The organism is Mesorhizobium sp. M0074, assembly GCF_040322975.1.
Lineage (GTDB): Bacteria > Pseudomonadota > Alphaproteobacteria > Rhizobiales > Rhizobiaceae > Mesorhizobium.
Window position 1 is genome coordinate 1 of record NZ_JAMYUM010000016.1, and the last position, 18921, is coordinate 18921.

Sequence of the window (18921 nt, forward strand, 5' to 3'; positions counted from 1 at the left end):
AACCGCTTCGACGCACCTCCTGCAACAAACAGAAGCGGACATCTGATGTGCTACAAAAACCGGACAACTTGAAAAGCTACCGACATGACCGCAGGGCTCGGTCGCGGACGCGCGCGCATCGAAGATGCGCGTCCGGCTGTGCCAGTGCCAAAAAATGTGAACTCCTGGAACGCGCTCTCGCATGGGCTCGACCGAAACAGGAATATCATTGTTGTCGACCTCAGACCGGCAGTCCGTTCTGCTTTCGCAGGCTCTTGTCGAAAGCGGATGCGGGGACGAAACGGCGCAGGAAACTGACCTGGCGCGCCATTTTTCCAGCCGCATAGCGCCCCTTCGGAGCGGGATCGGTCGCAGCCGCCAAAACGGTCCTGGCCACCACTTCCGGCGCATCGCCTTTTTCCATCGCTTTCCGCACAGCTGCATTCATGCCGGCGCGCGCAGAGTCATAGATGTCAAGCAACTGATCCGGCCTGGCGAGATTTTCTTCAAATGAGGTGCGGGTATAGGCGGGCTCCACCAACACGACGCGAATTCCGAAAGTACGCAGTTCGTGGTCGAGCGATTCGGAATAGCCCTCAACGGCATGCTTGGTCGACGAATAAAGCGCGAAATAGGGAGCTGGAATGAACCCCTGCACCGAGCTCAAATTGACGATTCTGCCCTTGCCTTGGCGGCGCATTGTCGGCAACACCGCTTTGGTTACTCGCATAACGCCAAAGACGTTCACGTCAAACAACGACTTGGCCTGGGCCATCGAGGACTCCTCCGCGCCACCAAGCAGGCCAACGCCGGCATTATTGACAAGCAGGTCGATGCGCCCGGTCTCGGCCAGCACGTCCTGGACAAGTTTCGCCACGGACGTGTCATCGGTCACGTCACAGGCCAGCATGGTAACGCCATCGGATCGGTCGACGACCGCGCGACGGCTGGTTCCGAACACGCGAAAGCCCCCGTTCTGCAGGGCTTTGGCCGTTGTGTGCCCGATACCGCTGGATGCCCCCGTCACCAGGGCGACGCCTAGATTGGTCTTGTTCATGGAGGTCACTTCTTTCTTCGTTTTGGATTGGCGTGGGAGAAGCACGACAGGTCGGAGCGAAAGGCGTCAATCATGAGCGCCTCCGGTACTCGCGCCGGCCAGATCATCCGTCCAGCGCCGGAACAGCGCGCTGGCATTAACGCCTCCGAAGCCGAAGCCATTGGAGATTGCATAGCCCATCGCCATCGGCCGGGCCCGGTTTGCGACGAAGTCGATCCCGTCGCCGGCCGGATCGGGAGCGCTCAGATTGAGGGTCGGCGGTGTCATCTGATCCCTGAGCGCCAGGATTGCGAAGATTGCTCCGAGCCCGCCGGCGGCTCCGAGCAGGTGTCCGGTCGCCGATTTCGTTGCACTGACAGCTATCGCGAAATCGCGCCCGAACACGCTCTTGATCGCTTCGATCTCACCCAGGTCGCCCACCGGCGTGGAGGTCGCATGGGCATTGAGATGACGAACCTCGCGGGGCGAAATCCCTGCTTGGGCGATTGCGATCTCCATGGCCCGGCGCGCACCGTCGCCGTCCTCGGGACCGGAGGTGACGTGATGAGCATCCGCCGTCGTGCCGTAGCCGACAAGCTCGGCCAGCGGTCTTGCGCCGCGCGCCAGCGCGTGGCTCAATTCCTCGATGACCAGCATGCCGGCTCCTTCGCCCATGACGAAGCCGTCCCGCGACTTGTCGAACGGTCGGGAGGCCTCATCAGGACGGTGATTAAAGGACGTCGAAAGAGAGCGTGCCGCGGCAAACCCACCGAGGCTGACAAGATTCATGCATGCTTCCGTCCCGCCGCACACGGCAATATCGGCCTCGTTGGCGCGGATTAGGCGAGCCGCATCGCCGATCGCCTGAATGCCGGCCGCGCACGCCGTCACGGGTGCACCGAGCGGACCTTTGAAGCCATAGCGGATCGAGACGTGGCCTGCCGCGAGGTTCACCAGGAAGGACGGCACCGTAAAAGGTGATAGACGGCGGACGCCGCGCCGGTCGACCGTGCGCACCGCCTCGGTTATGGCCGGGAACCCGCCGACGCCCGAGGCGATGATCGTGGCCGTGCGCAAGCGATCCGCTTCCGAGACGGGGGCCCATCTTGCTTGGGCGAGCGCCTCTTGTGCCGCGGCCAGCGCAAAGAGAATGAACCGGTCTACCTTGCGCTGATCCTTCGGCGGAAGGATGGCTTCCGGATCGAAACCAGCGTCCGGATCTTCTTCTGTCGAGGGCACCACCCCGCCGACCTTCGCCGGCAGGTCGCACACCACGTCATCCGCAAGCCTCCGGATCCCAGAGCGGCCGGCCAGGAGACGCGACCAGGACGCTTCAACATCGGCAGCAAGGGGCGTAACCGCTCCCATGCCCGTAACAACAATCCGTCGCATCTATTTTCCTGTCAGTTTGGGCGCGCCGCAGGCGCCGCGACGCCGTTCAAGTGCCGGCTGATTCACGAACTTGATTGGCCGCCGCATCCAGAAAGGCCTGCGCGAGGTCAGGATCGTTGATGAGGCGCGATAACATCAGCGCACCGACCATCGTCGAGAGAATGGCCATGGCCCTGCCATCGAACTCCCCGCCACTGGTCTCAGCAATGAAACGGCCGAGGATCTCGAGATGCTCCTTGATCCCGGCTTCGAACGGCGCTTTCACGTCCTTGCCCTGTCTGGCGGCATCCGAGCCGAGCGCCACGATCGGGCAGCCGTCCATCTTTTCTCCGCGATGGTCCATACTGAGGTAGAACGCGATCACCGCGCCAAGCGGATCATCAGGGTTTGCCGCAGTCGCGGCCGACCATCGATGGGTGGCGCTCTCCATCGCCCGCCTGGACGCCTGCGCCGCCAGGTCGTCCTTGGATGCGAACTGCTTGTAAAATGCGCCTTGGGTCAGTCCGGCACCCTTCATCAGATCCTTAAGGCCGATACCGTCAAAGCCGCGCTCCCGAAAAAGGCGGCTTGCCACGTTGATGACGGTTTCTCGGTTTTCCGCTGCCTGAGTACGACTTACGCGCATTGTTGACCTCTTTTTTAGATTGCGTTCGTAATCTATAGCCTATATAGAGTTCGAACGCAATCTAAAAAGGAGATACGAAATGATCCGCAAAACCCTGAGCGCATCGCTCCTGGCCGCGCTGTTTCTTGCGACCCCGGCTTTTGCCGAGGAAGCCACCATCGGACGCCCGATCGAGGGCGGCAGCCTGCACGAGGGACACCTTGACATGGTTGTCTACTACGTCCCGGTCGACGGCGACCTCCTGGAGGTCACCGCCACCTTCGCGCCGAAGACCGGGGGCGATCCGCTGCGCGTCGTCATGGGCCTCGCCGACGACGACTCCGTGGCATTTTCCATGCCGGGCCACCAGGACTCGCTCTACGCGTTCTCAAGGTCCGGGGATGAGGTGACGGTCTCGACCGAGACTGACATGCATCTGCGAGCCGACGCGACAATACGCTGATCCGAAGTTCAGACCGCAGCCGGCGTGCTGCTGGCCGTGGGCTCTCGCGTCCGCTCGGCTCGCCGCACGGTGCCTCGATCACGCCATCGAATAAGTTTGGGGAGAGGTCAAATGCTATACAGTTATTTTGTCGAGAAATCGATCCGAGAGAGCTTCGACCACGTCAACAACCATCGCTGGGATGAGGCGGTGAAGGCACTCGCGCTGCATGTCCATCACCGCGTTTCCGGCGCCGACGCACTTGGTGGTGAGCGCCGCGACAAAGAAGCCATGCGCCGCTGGTTTGAGCGCCTCGGCCGCGTCCTGCCCAATCTCCATCTCACGGTCAACCACATCTGGGTGAAGGGCTGGCCGTGGCATACCACCGTGTTTGCCCAATGGGACGGTACCGCAACGCTGCTCAATGGCGACGCGTCGTACGTCAACCGTGGTCTCCACGTGTTCACCCTGCGGTGGGGCAGAGTCTATGCACTTGAGGAATTTTACGATTCACAAGCAGCGGCCCGCGGTCTTGCCGCCCAAGCGGCAGCTGGCCTCGAAGAAGCTGTCGCCGAACCAATTGTAGGCTAGCAGACGCTCAGTCAGAGCCCACCCGTTCCGTGAACGCGGGGGCGCTACCGCGTGGGCCAGCGCTTGGAGGGCGGTCGACTCAGCTCCGCAAATGCGTGCCACCAGCGATGCCTCCCTATCCTCGGCGCGTGGACGTCGGTCTGGAGATCACAGCCGATCAGCCGCTGATACACACCATCGTTTATCTGAAGCGTTTGCCTGGACCGCGCGCCCTAACTCGCGCGACCTCTACTGTTCAGTTCCTCGTGCGGATAGAGCTTGCCGAACAGTGGCAGGTACATCGCGCCCTTGCGCATCAGAAAATCGTGGAAGGTCGCCATCGCCGGCGAGATCGCGTGATCGCTGCGCATCACCGAAAACCATTGCCGGCGGATCGGCATGCCGACGACGTCGAGGATGACCAGCCGGCCGGCTTCGGTTTCGGCAGCGATGGTGTGGGCAGAGATGAAGGCGATGCCGAGCCCGGCCATCACCGCCTGCTTGATGGTCTCGTTCGAGCCCATCTCGACGCCCAGATCGTCGATGCGGCCAGGCACGTCGCTCAAAAATATTTCCAGCGAGATGCGCGTTCCGGAGCCGGGCTCGCGAATGAGGAAATGCTCCTCGGCGATCCGCTCCTTGGAAATGTCGCGTGCCGACGCCAGCGGGTGGTCGGGCGGTGCGATGATGACCAGCGGGTGATCGCCGAAGACCGAAGCACGCACCGGGACTTCCTTGGCCGGGCGTCCCATCAGCGCGATATCGATGTCGTGGTTCTTCAGATTGTCGATCGTCTCGGCGCGGTTGCCGATGGCAAGGCGCATGTCGATATCGGGATGTTCCTTCATGAAGGCGGCCATCAGCCGCGGCGCGAAATATTTGGCCGTGGAAACGACGCCGAGCCGCAAGCTGCCGGCGCGCACGCCCTTGATCGCATCCATCTTGTCTTCGAGCAGACGAAGCCGTTCCTCGATGGCCTGTGCCGTCTCGACGAAGGCCAGACCTGCGGCAGTGGGACGCATGCCGTCCGACGTCCGGTCGAACAAGGCCAGTTGGAACTCCTCCTCCACCTGCCGCAACTGGATCGTCACCGCTGGAGGAGACAGGCCTAACACCCTGGCCGCGCTGACGATTTTTCCGTGGCTGATGATTGCCTGAACGGTCTTGAACTGCTTGAGCGTGAGGTTTCTCATAGGGCATACTAAAATTTTTTAAGTGCCTGAGTAAAGTTATTGAATTTTACTTATCCAGCGTCGTTTGTTCTCCTTTCCCAATCCGGCCGACCCGAGGAGAGGCGGCTGGATCGGGAGGTTACGATGCCAGCGGCAACGCTCGACGCTTTTCTGAACTCCTATCTTGGCGAGCCGGACGAACTGCGCTCCGCCGTCGTAGCGACCATCCGTCAGCTGACGCAGGCGGCCACCACGATCCGCAACACCATCAATCAAGGGGTGCTCGGCACGGCCTTTGCCGGAACCCGCGGCGCCAATGCTGACGGCGACATCCAGAAGGATCTCGATGTCTTCGCCGATGACATCTTCCTCGACGCCATGCGCCACGCTCCGGTCGCGCTCTACGCTTCCGAGGAACTGGAGCAGCCGGTGCTGCTCGACAGGCAAGCGCCTCTTGCCATCGCCATCGACCCGCTCGACGGCTCATCCAACATCGACACCAACGTGTCGATTGGAACGGTCTTCTCGCTCCTCCCTGCAATTGGTGCGCCGGATGGGAATCCGGCCGCCTCGTTTTTGCAGGCAGGCGTGAACCAGCTGGGCGCCGGTTTCTTCATCTACGGCCCGCAGCTGGCGCTGGTTCTGTCGCTCGGCAGCGGCACCCATGTCTTCGTTCTCTCAACCCGGCTCGGCACCTTCGTCCAGGCCTACGAGAGCCGGATCATCCCACAGCGAACCCAGGAGTTCGCCATCAACGCCGCCAACTACCGGCATTGGGACGAGGCGGTGCGGCTCTACATCGATGACTGCCTTGAAGGCACCGAAGGCCCACGCGAGAAGGACTTCAACATGCGCTGGATCGCCTCCCTGGTCGCGGACTGCTACCGCATATTGATGCGCGGCGGCGTATTCCTGTATCCAGGCGATAAGCGCAAGACTTACCGCCAGGGGCGACTGCGCCTCGTCTATGAGGCAAACCCGATCGCCTATCTCGTCGAACAGGCGGGCGGTGCCGCCACCGATACGATCAACCGCATCCTCGAAATCGAACCAGAGAACCTTCACCAGCGCGTGCCCATGGTTTTCGGATCGGCGCGGGAAGTCGCGCGCATCACCCGCTACCACACCGAGCCGAGCGCCATCGGCGAGCGCGCGCCGCTGTTCAGCCGCCGCGGCCTTTTCAGGGCCTGAAGACCATGTCGGCAAAGCACCCCATCATTACCATCACCGGGTCGTCGGGCGCAGGCACCACCTCTGTCAAGCGCATCTTCGAGCTGATCTTCCGGCGCGAGAACATCGGGGCCGCCTTCATCGAAGGCGATGCTTTCCATCGCTACGACCGCGCCACGATGAAGGCGAAGGTGGCCGAGGAGGAAAAGGCGGGCAATCCGAACTTCACCCACTTCCACGCCGAGGCCAATGAACTGGCAATCCTCGAAGAGGTATTCGAGGAATATGGCCGCCGGGGAACCGGAAAGACCCGCACATACATCCATGATGAGGATGAGGAGAAGCAGTACGGCACGCCGCCGGGACATTTCACCGAATGGCGCGAATTTCCGCCGAGCGACCTGCTCTTCTACGAGGGCCTGCATGGCTGCATCGTCACCGACAAGATCAACCTGGCCAGGCACGCGGATCTCAAGATCGGCGTGGTGCCGGTCATAAATCTCGAATGGATCCAGAAGATCCATCGCGACCGCGCAACGCGCGGCTATTCCACCGAGGCGGTGATGGACGTGATCCTGCGTCGCATGCCGGACTATGTCCGCTACATCGTCCCGCAGTTTTCGCAGACCGCCATCAACTTCCAGCGCGTGCCGATCGTCGACACGTCCAATCCATTCATCGCGCGCTGGATACCGACGCCCGACGAATCGATGCTGGTTATCCGCTTCGCCAATCCCCGCGGCATCGATTTCCCCTACCTGCTTTCGATGATCCACGACTCGTTCATGTCGCGGCCGAATTCCATAGTGGTGCCCGGCAACAAGCTCGACCTTGCCATGCAGCTGATCCTGACGCCGCTCATCCTGCAATTGATCGAACGCAAGAACCGTGTGTCGTGAGGAGGACGCCATGAACAGCCAGGCAGCAGCACCGAAGCCCGTCGCCGCCGTCTCGGAGCGCGACATGGCCAACGCCATTCGCGCACTGGCGATGGACAGCGTCCAAAAGGCCAATTCCGGTCATCCGGGCATGCCGATGGGCATGGCCGATGTCGCAACGGTGCTGTTCAGCCGCTTCATCAATATCGATCCGTCGGCCCCCAACTGGCCCGATCGTGACCGTTTCGTGCTGTCGGCCGGGCACGGCTCGATGCTGCAGTATGCGCTGCATTACCTGCTAGGCTTTGAAGACATGCCTATCGAAGAATTGCAGCGGTTTCGCCAGCTGGGCAGCCGCACCGCCGGACATCCCGAATATGGCCATGCGCTTGGCATCGAGACGACGACCGGCCCGCTTGGACAAGGCATTTCGACCGCTGTCGGCATGGCGCTGGCGGAGCGCATGCTTGCGGCCCGCCACGGCGCCGATCTCGTCGACCATTTCACCTACGCGATCGCCGGCGACGGCTGCCTGCAGGAAGGCATCAGCCACGAGGCGATCGATCTTGCCGGTCACCTGAAGCTCTCCCGGCTGATCGTCTTTTGGGACGACAATGCGATCTCGATCGACGGGCCCACTTCCCTGTCGACATCGATGGACCAGCCGGCGCGGTTCAAAGCCGCTGGATGGCATGTCCAGTCGGTGAACGGCCACGACACCGAAACCGTTGCGGCGGCAATCGAAGCGGCGCAGCAATCGGACCAGCCGTCTCTGATCGCCTGCCGCACGGTGATCGGCAAGGGAGCGCCCAATCTGGGCGGTTCGGAAAAGACGCATGGCGCGCCGCTGGGCGATGCGGAGATCGCCGCGACGCGCGAAAACATCGGCTGGGCCTTCGCGCCGTTCGAGGTGCCGGACGATATCCTTTTCGCCTGGCGCGAGATTGCCGGCCGCGGTCAAGCGGCACGCCGTGCCTGGGAGCAGCGGCTTGCCGCCTCACCACGGCGGCAGGCCTTCGAGAGCGCGGTCACCGGCGCCCTGCCCGACGCGGTCTTCGAAGCACTCGGCGCTTTCCGCAAGGAGCATGTCGGGAAGGCGACCAAGGTTGCAACGCGAAAAGCCTCGGAAATGGCACTCGCTGCGATCAATGGCGCAACCGAACTGACCGTCGGCGGCTCCGCCGATCTGACGCATTCGAACCTGACGATCACCAAGGGTATGAACCGCATCGCGCCGGGTGACTACGCCGGCCGCTACATCCACTACGGAATCCGCGAGCACGGCATGGCGGCAGCCATGAACGGCATCGCACTGCATGGCGGCTTCGTGCCTTATGGCGGCACGTTCCTGTGCTTCGCCGACTACGCGCGCGGCGCGATGCGGCTCTCGGCGCTCATGGGCCAGCGCGTCATCTATGTGATGACGCATGATTCCATTGGTCTCGGCGAGGACGGCCCGACCCACCAGCCGATCGAGCACCTGGCGATGCTGCGGGCGACGCCAAACCTCAACGTCTTCCGTCCGGCCGACATCATCGAAACGGCGGAGTGCTGGGAACTGGCGCTGAGAAGCGAGAAGCGGCCGAGCGTGCTGGTGCTCTCGCGCCAGAACCTGCCGATGCTGCGCCAAGCACCTAGCGGCGAGCCACACAGCGACGAGAACCGGTCGAGCCGGGGCGCCTACATCCTGCGCGAGCCAGCCGGGCACCGCGCGGTGACGCTGATCGCCACCGGCTCGGAGGTCGAAATCGCGGTTGCCGCCGCCCTACGGCTGGAGACCGAGCACGGCGTCGCCGCCGCGGTTGTCTCGATGCCGTGCTGGGAGCTTTTCGAGGAGCAGGATGCCGGCACCCGCAAGGCCGTCCTCGGCTCGGCGCCCCGCATTGCCATCGAAGCCGCAGCACGGCTCGGCTGGGATCGCTGGATCGGCGACACCGGCACTTTCGTCGGCATGGCCGGTTTCGGCGCCAGCGCCCCTGCCCCGGATCTTTACCGGCATTTCGACATCACGCCCGAAGCCGTCGCGGCAGCGGCGCTGAAGCTCATCATCTAGGAGGACGACCATGGCCCGCATCACCCTTCGCCAGCTTCTCGACCATGCCGCCGAGCACGGCTACGGGGTGCCGGCATTCAACATCAACAACATGGAACAGGGCCTCGCCATCATGGAGGCCGCCAGGGCCTGCGATGCGCCGGTTATCATCCAGGCCTCGCGCGGCGCCCGTTCCTATGCCAATGACATCATGCTGGCCAAGATGATGGAGGCGTTGACCGAAATCCATCCGGCCGTTCCGCTATGCATCCATCAGGATCACGGCAACAACGAGGCCACCTGCCTGTCGGCGATCCGCCACGGCTTCACCTCGGTGATGATGGACGGATCGCTGATGGCGGATGCCAAGACACCGGCGAGCTACGACTACAACGTCGCCATCACCGAACGTGTCGCACGCATGGCGCATTGGGTCGGCGCTTCAGTCGAAGGCGAGCTCGGCGTGCTCGGCTCGCTGGAAACCGGCCAGGGCGAGGCCGAGGACGGGCACGGCGCTGAAGGTGCGCTTTCCCACGACCAGCTTTTGACCGATCCCGACCAGGCGGTCGACTTCGTGACCGCCACCCGGGTCGACGCGCTGGCGATCGCCTGCGGTACCTCGCACGGCGCCTATAAATTCAGCCGCAAGCCTGACGGCGGCATCCTGGCCATGCAGGTGATCGAGGCGATTCACGAAAAGCTGCCCAACACGCATCTGGTCATGCACGGGTCTTCCTCCGTGCCGCAGGAACTGCAGGACATCATCAACAACTATGGCGGCGAGATGCCCCAGACCTTTGGCGTCCCGGTCGAGGAAATCGAGCGCGGCATCCGCTACGGCGTGCGCAAGGTCAACATCGACACCGATTGCCGAATGGCCATGGCCGGGCAGTTCCGCCGCGTTGCGACGGAGGACCCGCGCGAATTCGATCCGCGTAAATTCCTGAAACCCGCCATGGACGCCCTGCGCGACCTTTGCCGCGATCGATTCGAACGCTTCGGCACCGCAGGCCACGCGTCGAAGATCAGGGTGATCGCCATGGATGAGATGGCGAAACGTTACGCCGCAGGAAAGCTCGACCCCCAAATCGCAACAGCGAAAGCCGCCTGAGCGGCAAACAGGAGACCTGCCATGAACAAGATCGACATGCCCTCAGCAGGCACGCTCAAGGAAGGAAAGGAACGCTACAGGTCGGGCGTCATCCCCTACAAGAAGATGGGCTACTGGGAGCCGGACTACCGGGCCAAGGAGACCGACCTGATCGCCATGTTTCGGATCACGCCGCAGCCCGGCGTCGACCACGAGGAGGCGGCCGCCGCCATCGCCGGTGAATCCTCTACCGCGACATGGACCGTGGTGTGGACCGACAGGCTCACCGCCTGCGAGCTCTACCGCGCCAAGGCATTCAAATCCGAGCCGGTGCCGAACACAGGTCCAGGCACCAGGATCGAGCAACAGTACTTCGCCTATATCGCCTACGACCTCGACCTGTTCGAGCCCGGCTCCATCGCCAACCTGACTGCATCGATCATCGGCAACGTGTTCGGCTTCAAGGCCGTCAAGGCCTTGCGGCTCGAGGACATGCGCATCCCGGTGGCTTACCTCAAGACCTTCCAGGGCCCGGCGACCGGCATCGTGGTGGAACGCGAGCGGCTCGACAAGTTCGGCCGGCCGCTGCTCGGCGCGACGACGAAGCCGAAGCTTGGCCTGTCCGGCCGCAACTACGGCCGCGTCGTCTACGAGGCGCTGAAGGGTGGCCTCGACTTCGTCAAGGACGACGAGAACATCAACTCACAGCCCTTCATGCATTGGCGCGACCGTTTCCTCTACTGCATGGAGGCTGTGAACAAGGCGTCGGCCGCCACCGGCGAAGTCAAGGGCCATTATCTCAACGTCACCGCCGGCACGATGGAGGACATGTACGAGCGCGCCGAATTTGCAAAACAGCTTGGCTCCTGCATCGTCATGATCGACCTCGTCATTGGCTACACGGCAATCCAGTCGATGGCCAAGTGGGCACGCCGCAACGACATGATCCTGCACCTGCACCGGGCCGGCAACTCGACCTATTCGCGCCAGAAGAACCACGGCATGAATTTTCGCGTCATCTGCAAATGGATGCGGATGGCCGGCGTCGATCACATCCATGCCGGCACGGTGGTCGGCAAGCTGGAAGGCGACCCGCTTATGATCAAGGGGTTTTATGACACGCTGCGCGAGGAGCGCACGCCGCAGAACCTCGAAACCGGGCTGTTCTTCGATCAGGACTGGGCCTCGCTCAACAAGGTGATGCCCGTCGCCTCCGGTGGCATCCATGCCGGCCAGATGCACCAGTTGATCCATTATCTCGGCGAGGACGTCATCCTGCAGTTCGGCGGCGGCACGATCGGCCATCCGGACGGCATCCAGGCCGGCGCGACGGCCAATCGCGTCGCGTTGGAGGCGATGATCCTCGCCCGCAACGAGGGCCGCGACTATCTGCGCGAAGGGACCAAAATCCTCGAACAGGCGGCCAGATGGTGCACGCCGCTCAAGGCGGCCCTGGAGACGTGGAAGGACGTCACCTTCAACTACGAATCGACCGACACGGCCGACTTTGTGCCAACCGCAACGCCGAGCTTCTAGACGAAAGGAACCGTCGCCATGATGACCAATCCCGGAAACAAGGTCACGCAGGGACAGTTTTCGTTCCTGCCCGAGCTAACCGATGAGCAGATTTCGGCGCAGATCAAATACGCACTGAAAAACCACTGGGCGGTCAGCGTCGAATACACGGACGATCCACATCCGCGAAACACCTATTGGGAAATGTACGGCAACCCGATGTTCGACCTGAGGGACCCGGCGGGCATCCTGCTTGAAGTCAACAATTGCCGGAAAGCCATGCCCAACATGTATGTCCGGGTCACCGCCTTCGATTCGACCAAGGGCTGGGAAGCACCGCGCATGTCATTCATCGTCAACCGGCCACCCAATGAACCCGGGTTCCGGCTGCTGCGCCAAGAGCGTGACGGCCGCAGTCAGGGCTATTCGATCGTGCCTTATGCGACCGACAGGCCCGAAGGCGAACGGAGCTAGGCGAACCATGCTGGACGCGATAGCAAAGAGCGCTGCCGCGCAGGGCGAATCGGTTGATCTACAGGCCGAGTTCGAGGCGTCCAACATCGACGAGGTGATGGACAAGCTCGACCGCGAACTCGTCGGCCTGAAGCCCATCAAGACCCGCATCCGCGAGATCGCTGCGCTGCTCCTGGTCGACCGGCTTCGCCGCAAGTTCGGGCTGATCTCTGGCGCGCCAACGCTGCACATGAACTTTACGGGAAATCCCGGTACCGGAAAGACCACCGTGGCGCTCAGAATGGCCGAAATCCTGCATCGTCTTGGCTATGTCCGCGAAGGGCACATGGTCGCGGTGACGCGCGACGATCTCGTCGGCCAGTATGTGGGCCACACCGCGCCCAAAACCCGCGAAGTGATCAAGCGCGCCATGGGCGGGGTGCTTTTCATCGACGAGGCCTACTATCTCTACAAGCCCGAGAACGAACGCGACTACGGCCAGGAATCGATCGAAATCCTGCTGCAATGCATGGAAAACAACCGTGACGATCTGGTTGTGATTCTTGCCGGCTACAAGGACAAGATGGACCGCTTCTTCGACAGCAATCCCGGCATGCGCTCGCGCATCGCCCATCACCTCGATTTTCCGGACTACGGCGTCAGCGAACTCAAATCAATCGCCGAGATCATGCTGGCGGAACAGAATTACCGTCTCAGCGAAGCGGCGGCCAAGGCCCTCGAAGAGTATCTCCCGATCCGCATGCGGCTGCCGCATTTCTCCAACGCCCGCTCCGTTCGCAATAGCCTCGACCGGGCGCGGCTTCGCCAGGCCAGCCGGCTTTTCGCATCGCGCGACCGGGCGTTGACGAAAATCGATCTTATCACCATCGAGGAATCCGATATTCGCGGCAGCCGCGTGTTCGCGGAAGGTAAGCTCGAAGGCGAACCGGAGACGAAGGCGCGCTGACAAGATGACGGCGGTTGGTGTGCAGCGACCGGAAACGGACGACAGAATGGGAGCCGACGACCATGGATACCAAAACAATCATCGCGCCCTCGGTGCTTTCCGCGGACTTCTCGCGGCTCGGCGACGAGGTCGAAGCGGTCGTCCGGGCGGGTGCCGATTGGATCCATCTCGATGTGATGGATGGCCATTTCGTGCCCAACATCACCTTCGGTCCGCCGGTGGTCAAGGCGATCCGCAATCGAACGGACAAGGTCTTCGATTGCCACCTGATGATCGCGCCGGCCGACGCCTATCTAGGCGCCTTCGCCGATGCCGGCTGCGACATCATTACGGTGCATGCCGAGGCCGGACCGCATCTCGACCGATCGCTGCAGGCAATCAGAAATCTCGGCAAGAAGGCAGGCGTGTCGCTAAACCCGTCAACGCCGGAAAGCGTCATCGAATATGTACTTGACCGGCTCGATCTGGTGCTTCTGATGACGGTCAATCCGGGCTTCGGTGGCCAGGCCTTCATTGCGGCGGTCGTCGACAAGGTCAGGCGGGTCAAGGCGCTGGTCGGCCATCGTCCGATCGACATAGAGATCGACGGCGGCGTCACGCCCGAAACCGCTCCGCTTGTCACCGCGGCCGGTGCCAATGTGCTGGTCGCCGGCTCGGCCATCTTTAAGGGCGGCACCGAGGCGGCCTATCGCGCCAATATCGGCACCATCAGGCAGGCGGCCGACGGGGCGATCCGGAAAGCGGCGTAAACCGTTTCATCGGAGGGCAAACATTTCATCGGAGGAAATCTTGGCGGCAATCCCACCTGTCTGCGATTTCGGCTGGCGAGCCATCGACGCCGTTTTGCCCGGCGTCGACGGCACATCGCATTCGATCTTAAGCCACGCCGGCCCGAACGGGCTGGTGGTGGCCTTCATCTGCAACCACTGCCCCTATGTGAAGGCGGTGATTTCACGGATGGTGCACGATGCCAATGACCTCAAGGCCGAAGGCATCGGCTTTGTCGCGATCAACTCCAACGATAGCGACGCCTATCCGGATGATTCCTTCGACAACATGAAGCTCTTCGCCGGGACGAACGGCTTCACTTTCCCCTATCTCCATGACGAGCACCAGACGGTGGCGCGTGCCTACGGAGCCGTTTGCACTCCGGATTTCTTCGGGCTCAACAACGAGTTGACGCTGCAATATCGCGGCCGGCTTGACGCGTCGCGACGCGACGCCGAATCGCCCGGACTGAGGCGCGACCTGTTCGAGGCGATGAAGCAGGTTGCCCGAACCGGCGACGGACCGCTGGACCAGATCGCTTCGATCGGCTGTTCGATCAAGTGGAAGGATGCTGCATGAACGTCGGCGCAGTCAGGCCGTTTCGATCGCGCAAGGCGATCCTGTTCGATCTCGACGGCACGCTGGTCGATTCGGCGCCTGATATAGCGGCCGCCGTCAACGAATTGCTGGCCGGACACGATCTGCCGCCGCTGCGGCTGGATCAGGTCAAGGCCATGATCGGCGGCGGCATCAGGAAACTGGTCGAACGAGCCTTCGCGGCTTCCGGCACGCCGCTCCTCGGCACTGCACTCGATGAGGCCAACCGCGTCATGGCGCCGATCTATCGCAGGCATCTGACCGGCCGCACGAGGCTGATGCCTGGCGTCAGGGAGGTTCTCACGCACTTGCATTTGAGCGGAATAGCCTTGGGCGTGGTGACCAACAAGCCGCAGCTGGCAGCTCGCGAAATCCTGCTGCATTTTCGGCTGACGGACTATCTCTGCGCGATCGTCGGCGGAGACGCGGTGACATACTTGAAGCCGGCGCCAGACGCGCTGTTGCTGGCGCTCGACCTGCTTCAGGTCGAACCTCGTGACACGCTGATGGTCGGAGACAGTAGCGCCGACGTGGCCGCCGCCCGCGCCGCCGGCATGGCAGTCATTCTGCTGCGTGGCGGATACAGCCAAATTCCCGTTGAAGAGCTTGGCGCCGACCTCGTTTGCGACAGCCTGTTCGATCTGCCGTCAGCGATGCAGAGGCTGCAAGACGCTGCGTGACCCCATGCGCAAAGCCGAGCCAACGCCGGCCGAGCGCAGTCCAACGGCCGGCGGTACCGCGTTATTTTGAGAATTGCTTGAGATAAGCAATGACGTTGGCGATGTCCTCGTCTTTCTTGAGGCCGACAAACGCCATCTTGGTTCCTTTGACCATCGCCTTGGGATCGCGAAGGTAGGTCGTCAGCGTAGCCTCATCCCATTTGACGCCGGACTTGCCGGCCTCGGTCATGGCCTTGGAATAGCTGAACCCCGGATGCGTCCCGGCCGTTCGGCCGATAACGCCGTTCAAGGACGGACCGACCTTGTTCTGGTCCTTGTCTGCGACGTGGCAGACCTTGCATTTGGCGAAGACCTTCTCACCCGCCGCGGCATCCTGTGCCTGAGACTGGGTAGTGACAAAGGTGGCGACGGACACGGCGGCGAAAAATGCGACTGCGCGCATGGCATTTCCTCATTGATCGTGTGAGTGCCCGGGACACTTTACGCGTGTCGATGCCTTGATCGCCGGCATTCGTTTTAAAGCGGGAGAGCGAACTATTCGTCCTTCCTCCCCGGACTGGCAGCACCTGCACGCCTCGAAAAGCTAGACTGCCGATGAAGGAAGTCAATCGTACAAAGGTCCTGTTTCGTTTCCCGACTGCGCGAAGGGAGGTGTGTAGCGACACGCGGTCCACATCATTGACGCCTGTTGGCCGAACGCGTAGCCTCACTCCAACCGGTTTGCTGTTTGGGCACCTTCAGGAATCCGCGCAACTCCAAAGCACGAACTCTGGAGAGTTCGCCGCGCAGGCGACGATAAGTGCCAAATGGACATGGTCGATCTCATATTAACGGTGTGCCTTAGCGCCAATCCGGGCAATTGCCGACATGAACATCTCTATTTCGAGAGCCGCGGCTCTCTGTTCCAATGCATGTTCCTGGCGCCCACCGAGATCGCAAAATGGTCTCAGGAACATCCGAGTCTCAAGGTCGTGCGCTGGAAATGTGCCGTTCCGAGCAAGGAACGAGCGATTTGATCGACATTCCTGGTTCGTCGACGACCCTAAAAGAGGAGACGCCATGATGATTTCGCGGCGCACGACGCTGCGCTTGGCGGCTCTGGGGGCCATCCTCGCCTCAAAGCCGGTTGCCGTGTTTGCGGCCGCTAAGGTCCGAATTGGTGTCCTGAAGTTCGGCACCGTGAGCTGGGAACTCGATACGTTGAAACGCCACAAGCTCGACGAGGCCAACAGGATCGATCTGGAAATTGTCTACTTCGCCGGGGAGGATGCGACCAACGTCGCGCTGCTGGCCGGCGCGATCGACATGATCGTGACCGACTGGCTGTGGGTCTCGCGCCAGCGCTACGAGGGCGGCGACCTTACATTGGCCCCTTATTCGACCGCCGTGGGGGCAATCATGGTGAAGGAGGAATCGCCGATCCGGACGCTCGCCGACCTCAAGGAAAAGAAAATCGGTGTCGCCGGCGGCCCGCTCGACAAGAGCTGGCTACTGGTCCAGGCGCTGGCCAGACGCGATCACGGCCTCGACCTGCCGACAGCCTGTGACGTCGTCTTTGGCGCGCCGCCGCTGATTTCTGAAAAGGCGATGCAAGGCGAACTCGATGCCGTGCTCAATTTCTGGCATTTCTGCGCCCGGCTCGAGGCCAATGGCTTTCGTCGGTTGATCGGTGCGGATGACGCGACGAAAGCGCTTGGTGCCTCGGGCCCCGTGTCGGCACTCGGCTACGTCTTCCACGACCAATGGGCGAACGACAATCCGGATGCCGCCCGGGGCTTCGTCAAGGCATCCAAGCAGGCCAAGGACTTGCTGGCCAAATCCGATGATGAATGGCTGCGCATGGCGCCACTCATTCGCGCAGAAGGCAAGGAGCTGGAAAAACTGCGCGACCGCTATCGCCAGGGCATCCCAAGACGGCCGGTCGCCGAAGAAGCGGCCGATGCGGGCAAACTCTATCACGTGCTGGCCGCGATAGGCGGCGAGAAGCTGGTTGGCAGGGCGCCCGAGATGGCGCCCGGCACGTTCTGGCCGGAACTCGCGAAATGACCGCAACGGAAGACAAGTCGGGTCGATCCGGCTTTGCGACGCCGCTGACGCCAGCGCTGACGGTAACGGTTTCCCTGATTGGACTTTGCCTGCTGTGGGGCCTCGCGGCTCATCTGTGGCAAAGCCGTGCTTTCCCCCCACCAGGAAAGGTCTGGCAGGTACTGCTCAGGGAAGCGGCGAGCGGTGACCTTTTTTATCATCTTGGCGCGACGCTCGGACGGGTTGCTGCGGCGTACGTCGTCGCAATGATTATCGGCTCGGTCATCGGCGTCATCCTCGGGAGCTACCGCGGTGCGGACCGGTTCTTCAGTCCGTGGGTGGTCCTGTTTCTCAACATTCCCGCGCTGGTGGTCATCGTGCTCGCCTATATCTGGTTCGGCCTCAACGAGGCGGCGGCGATTGGCGCAGTTGCCGTGAACAAGATCCCGAATGTCGTGGTGACGATGCGCGAAGGCGCCAGGGCGTTTGATCCGCGTTATGCCGAAATGGCCGCCGTCTACCGCTTCGCCCCACTCGAGCGCATCCGCCATGTCCTGCTGCCGCAACTGCAGCCCTATTTTGCCGCGGCCTCGCGGTCCGGCATCGCCCTCATATGGAAGATCGTCCTGGTGGTCGAACTGCTCGGCCGCTCCAATGGCGTCGGTTTCCAGATCTATCTTTATTTCCAGCTCTTCGACGTCGCCGCCATTCTTGCGTACACGCTGGCTTTCGTGGCGGTGATGCTTGTCATCGAACTTCTCCTGGTGCAGCCCATTGAACGACATGCAACCCGTTGGCGCCGCCGTCCCGCTTAGGGTCGACATCGCCGAAAAGACCTTCAGGTCCGCGCAAGGCGTGTCGATCACGGCGCTTCAGGGTCTGTCCTTCGAGGTCCGGCCGGGCGAATTCGCTTGCCTGTTTGGGCCGTCGGGCTGCGGCAAGACCACGACGTTGCGCATCCTGCTTGGACTGGACAAAGACTTTTCTGGCTCTTTCCAACTGCCGCAAGGCGGCTCGAACCGCATTGCCGCCGTGTTCCAGGAGCCTACTTTGCTGCCATGGCGGACGGTGGAGCAGAATGTCAGGCTGGCGCTGCCGAAAAGCCTAAGAGCGAAGAGTCTCGACGAGCTGTTTGACACTCTCGGCCTCGCCGGTATGCGCTCGCTCTATCCGGCGGAGCTTTCGCTCGGCCTTGCGCGCAGGGCAGCGCTTGCCAGGGCTTTCGCCACCGAACCGGCGGTACTTTTCCTGGACGAACCCTTTGCCTCCCTCGACGAACAGAACGCCGAGCGGCTTCGGCAATTGCTTTTGACCGTCTGGTCAGCGCGGCCTACGACCGCCTTGATGGTAACGCACAATCTGCGCGAGGCACTGATGCTGTCGGACCGCATCATCGTGCTTGCGCAGCGCCCAACTCACGTGCTCGGCATGTTCGACGTAGGCTTGCCGCGGCAACATCGCAACCCACAGGTGATGAGCGACCTTTTGCTGTCGTTCCACCAAAAATTTCCGGGCGTGGCCTGATCGCCTTACGGCTCGAATGCGGATTGC

General features: G+C 62.2%; 20 protein-coding genes. 15 read left to right on the top strand and 5 right to left on the bottom strand.

Annotated features, from left to right (window positions below):
* Window positions 1-220: 220 nt before the first annotated feature.
* The 3 genes from NKJ73_RS21015 to NKJ73_RS21025 all read right to left on the bottom strand — a co-directional run bounded on the left by NKJ73_RS21015 (window position 221) and on the right by NKJ73_RS21025 (window position 3032).
* The gene (locus NKJ73_RS21015; protein ID WP_352570938.1) at window positions 221-1036 is read right to left on the bottom strand and encodes an oxidoreductase; all 816 of its coding nucleotides are present in this window, start codon (window positions 1034-1036) and stop codon (window positions 221-223) included.
* A gap of 66 nt (window positions 1037-1102) precedes the next feature.
* The gene (gene fabF / locus NKJ73_RS21020; RefSeq protein ID WP_352570939.1) at window positions 1103-2407 is read right to left on the bottom strand and encodes a beta-ketoacyl-ACP synthase II; all 1305 of its coding nucleotides are present in this window, start codon (window positions 2405-2407) and stop codon (window positions 1103-1105) included.
* Between the two features lie 46 nt (window positions 2408-2453).
* Window positions 2454-3032 carry a TetR/AcrR family transcriptional regulator gene (locus NKJ73_RS21025; RefSeq protein ID WP_352455619.1) on the bottom strand — a complete coding sequence of 193 codons (579 nt, stop codon included), beginning with the start codon at window positions 3030-3032 and terminating at the stop codon, window positions 2454-2456.
* Window positions 3033-3111: 79 nt separating this feature from the next.
* On the opposite strand from NKJ73_RS21025, the gene NKJ73_RS21030 reads away from it, so the two are divergent.
* Together NKJ73_RS21030 and NKJ73_RS21035 are read left to right on the top strand one after the other, a co-directional pair.
* Complete coding sequence (locus NKJ73_RS21030) at window positions 3112-3474, top strand: hypothetical protein (protein WP_352455618.1); 363 nt, start codon at window positions 3112-3114, stop codon at window positions 3472-3474.
* Between the two features lie 111 nt (window positions 3475-3585).
* Window positions 3586-4044 carry a nuclear transport factor 2 family protein gene (locus tag NKJ73_RS21035; RefSeq protein ID WP_352455617.1) on the top strand — a complete coding sequence of 153 codons (459 nt, stop codon included), beginning with the start codon at window positions 3586-3588 and terminating at the stop codon, window positions 4042-4044.
* A gap of 212 nt (window positions 4045-4256) precedes the next feature.
* Here the strand turns inward: NKJ73_RS21035 and NKJ73_RS21040 are convergent, their stop codons facing one another.
* Complete coding sequence (locus NKJ73_RS21040; protein WP_352455616.1) at window positions 4257-5216, bottom strand: LysR family transcriptional regulator; 960 nt, start codon at window positions 5214-5216, stop codon at window positions 4257-4259.
* A gap of 123 nt (window positions 5217-5339) precedes the next feature.
* On the opposite strand from NKJ73_RS21040, the gene NKJ73_RS21045 reads away from it, so the two are divergent.
* The 10 genes from NKJ73_RS21045 (at window position 5340) to gph (ending at window position 15345) form a co-directional block, all read left to right on the top strand.
* Window positions 5340-6386, top strand: a complete 1047-nt coding sequence (locus NKJ73_RS21045) for a class 1 fructose-bisphosphatase (protein WP_352455615.1) — start codon at window positions 5340-5342, stop codon at window positions 6384-6386.
* 5 nt (window positions 6387-6391) lie between these two features.
* On the top strand, window positions 6392-7264 hold the full coding sequence (locus NKJ73_RS21050) for a phosphoribulokinase (RefSeq protein WP_352570940.1): 873 nt from the start codon (window positions 6392-6394) through the stop codon (window positions 7262-7264).
* A gap of 10 nt (window positions 7265-7274) precedes the next feature.
* A complete protein-coding gene (tkt, locus tag NKJ73_RS21055) occupies window positions 7275-9296 on the top strand; it encodes a transketolase (protein WP_352570941.1) in 2022 nt (673 codons plus the stop codon).
* Window positions 9297-9306: 10 nt separating this feature from the next.
* Window positions 9307-10386 (top strand): class II fructose-bisphosphate aldolase, encoded by a 1080-nt coding sequence (gene fba, locus NKJ73_RS21060; RefSeq protein ID WP_352455612.1) that lies wholly within the window; start codon window positions 9307-9309, stop codon window positions 10384-10386.
* A 21-nt stretch (window positions 10387-10407) separates the two neighbouring features.
* Window positions 10408-11901 (top strand): ribulose-bisphosphate carboxylase large subunit, encoded by a 1494-nt coding sequence (locus tag NKJ73_RS21065; RefSeq protein WP_502903574.1) that lies wholly within the window; start codon window positions 10408-10410, stop codon window positions 11899-11901.
* A gap of 18 nt (window positions 11902-11919) precedes the next feature.
* A complete protein-coding gene (locus NKJ73_RS21070) occupies window positions 11920-12354 on the top strand; it encodes a ribulose bisphosphate carboxylase small subunit (RefSeq protein ID WP_023678835.1) in 435 nt (144 codons plus the stop codon).
* Between the two features lie 7 nt (window positions 12355-12361).
* Window positions 12362-13300 (top strand): CbbX protein, encoded by a 939-nt coding sequence (cbbX, locus tag NKJ73_RS21075; RefSeq protein ID WP_352570942.1) that lies wholly within the window; start codon window positions 12362-12364, stop codon window positions 13298-13300.
* 62 nt (window positions 13301-13362) lie between these two features.
* A complete protein-coding gene (gene rpe / locus NKJ73_RS21080) occupies window positions 13363-14049 on the top strand; it encodes a ribulose-phosphate 3-epimerase (RefSeq protein WP_352455610.1) in 687 nt (228 codons plus the stop codon).
* Window positions 14050-14089: 40 nt separating this feature from the next.
* Entirely contained in the window at window positions 14090-14647 is a 558-nt protein-coding gene (locus NKJ73_RS21085; protein WP_352455609.1) for a thioredoxin family protein, read from the top strand.
* A complete protein-coding gene (gene gph / locus NKJ73_RS21090; protein WP_352455608.1) occupies window positions 14644-15345 on the top strand; it encodes a phosphoglycolate phosphatase in 702 nt (233 codons plus the stop codon). The genes NKJ73_RS21085 and gph overlap by 4 nt, the downstream gene beginning before the upstream one ends.
* A 61-nt stretch (window positions 15346-15406) precedes the next feature.
* Here the strand turns inward: gph and NKJ73_RS21095 are convergent, their stop codons facing one another.
* On the bottom strand, window positions 15407-15787 hold the full coding sequence (locus tag NKJ73_RS21095) for a c-type cytochrome (RefSeq protein ID WP_352450669.1): 381 nt from the start codon (window positions 15785-15787) through the stop codon (window positions 15407-15409).
* Window positions 15788-16404: 617 nt separating this feature from the next.
* Here NKJ73_RS21095 and NKJ73_RS21105 point away from each other — a divergent pair.
* Genes NKJ73_RS21105 through NKJ73_RS21115 form a run of 3 tightly spaced genes read left to right on the top strand, consistent with a single transcriptional unit; the run spans window position 16405 to window position 18894 of the window.
* Window positions 16405-17391, top strand: coding sequence for an ABC transporter substrate-binding protein (locus NKJ73_RS21105; protein WP_352570944.1), 987 nt, complete (start codon window positions 16405-16407; stop codon window positions 17389-17391).
* Window positions 17388-18185: an ABC transporter permease gene (locus tag NKJ73_RS21110; RefSeq protein WP_352455605.1), complete on the top strand. Its 798-nt coding sequence runs from the start codon at window positions 17388-17390 to the stop codon at window positions 18183-18185. The genes NKJ73_RS21105 and NKJ73_RS21110 overlap by 4 nt, the downstream gene beginning before the upstream one ends.
* Complete coding sequence (locus NKJ73_RS21115) at window positions 18154-18894, top strand: ABC transporter ATP-binding protein (RefSeq protein ID WP_352570967.1); 741 nt, start codon at window positions 18154-18156, stop codon at window positions 18892-18894. Before NKJ73_RS21110 ends, NKJ73_RS21115 begins: the two co-directional genes overlap by 32 nt.
* The last annotated feature ends 27 nt before the right edge of the window (window positions 18895-18921 follow it).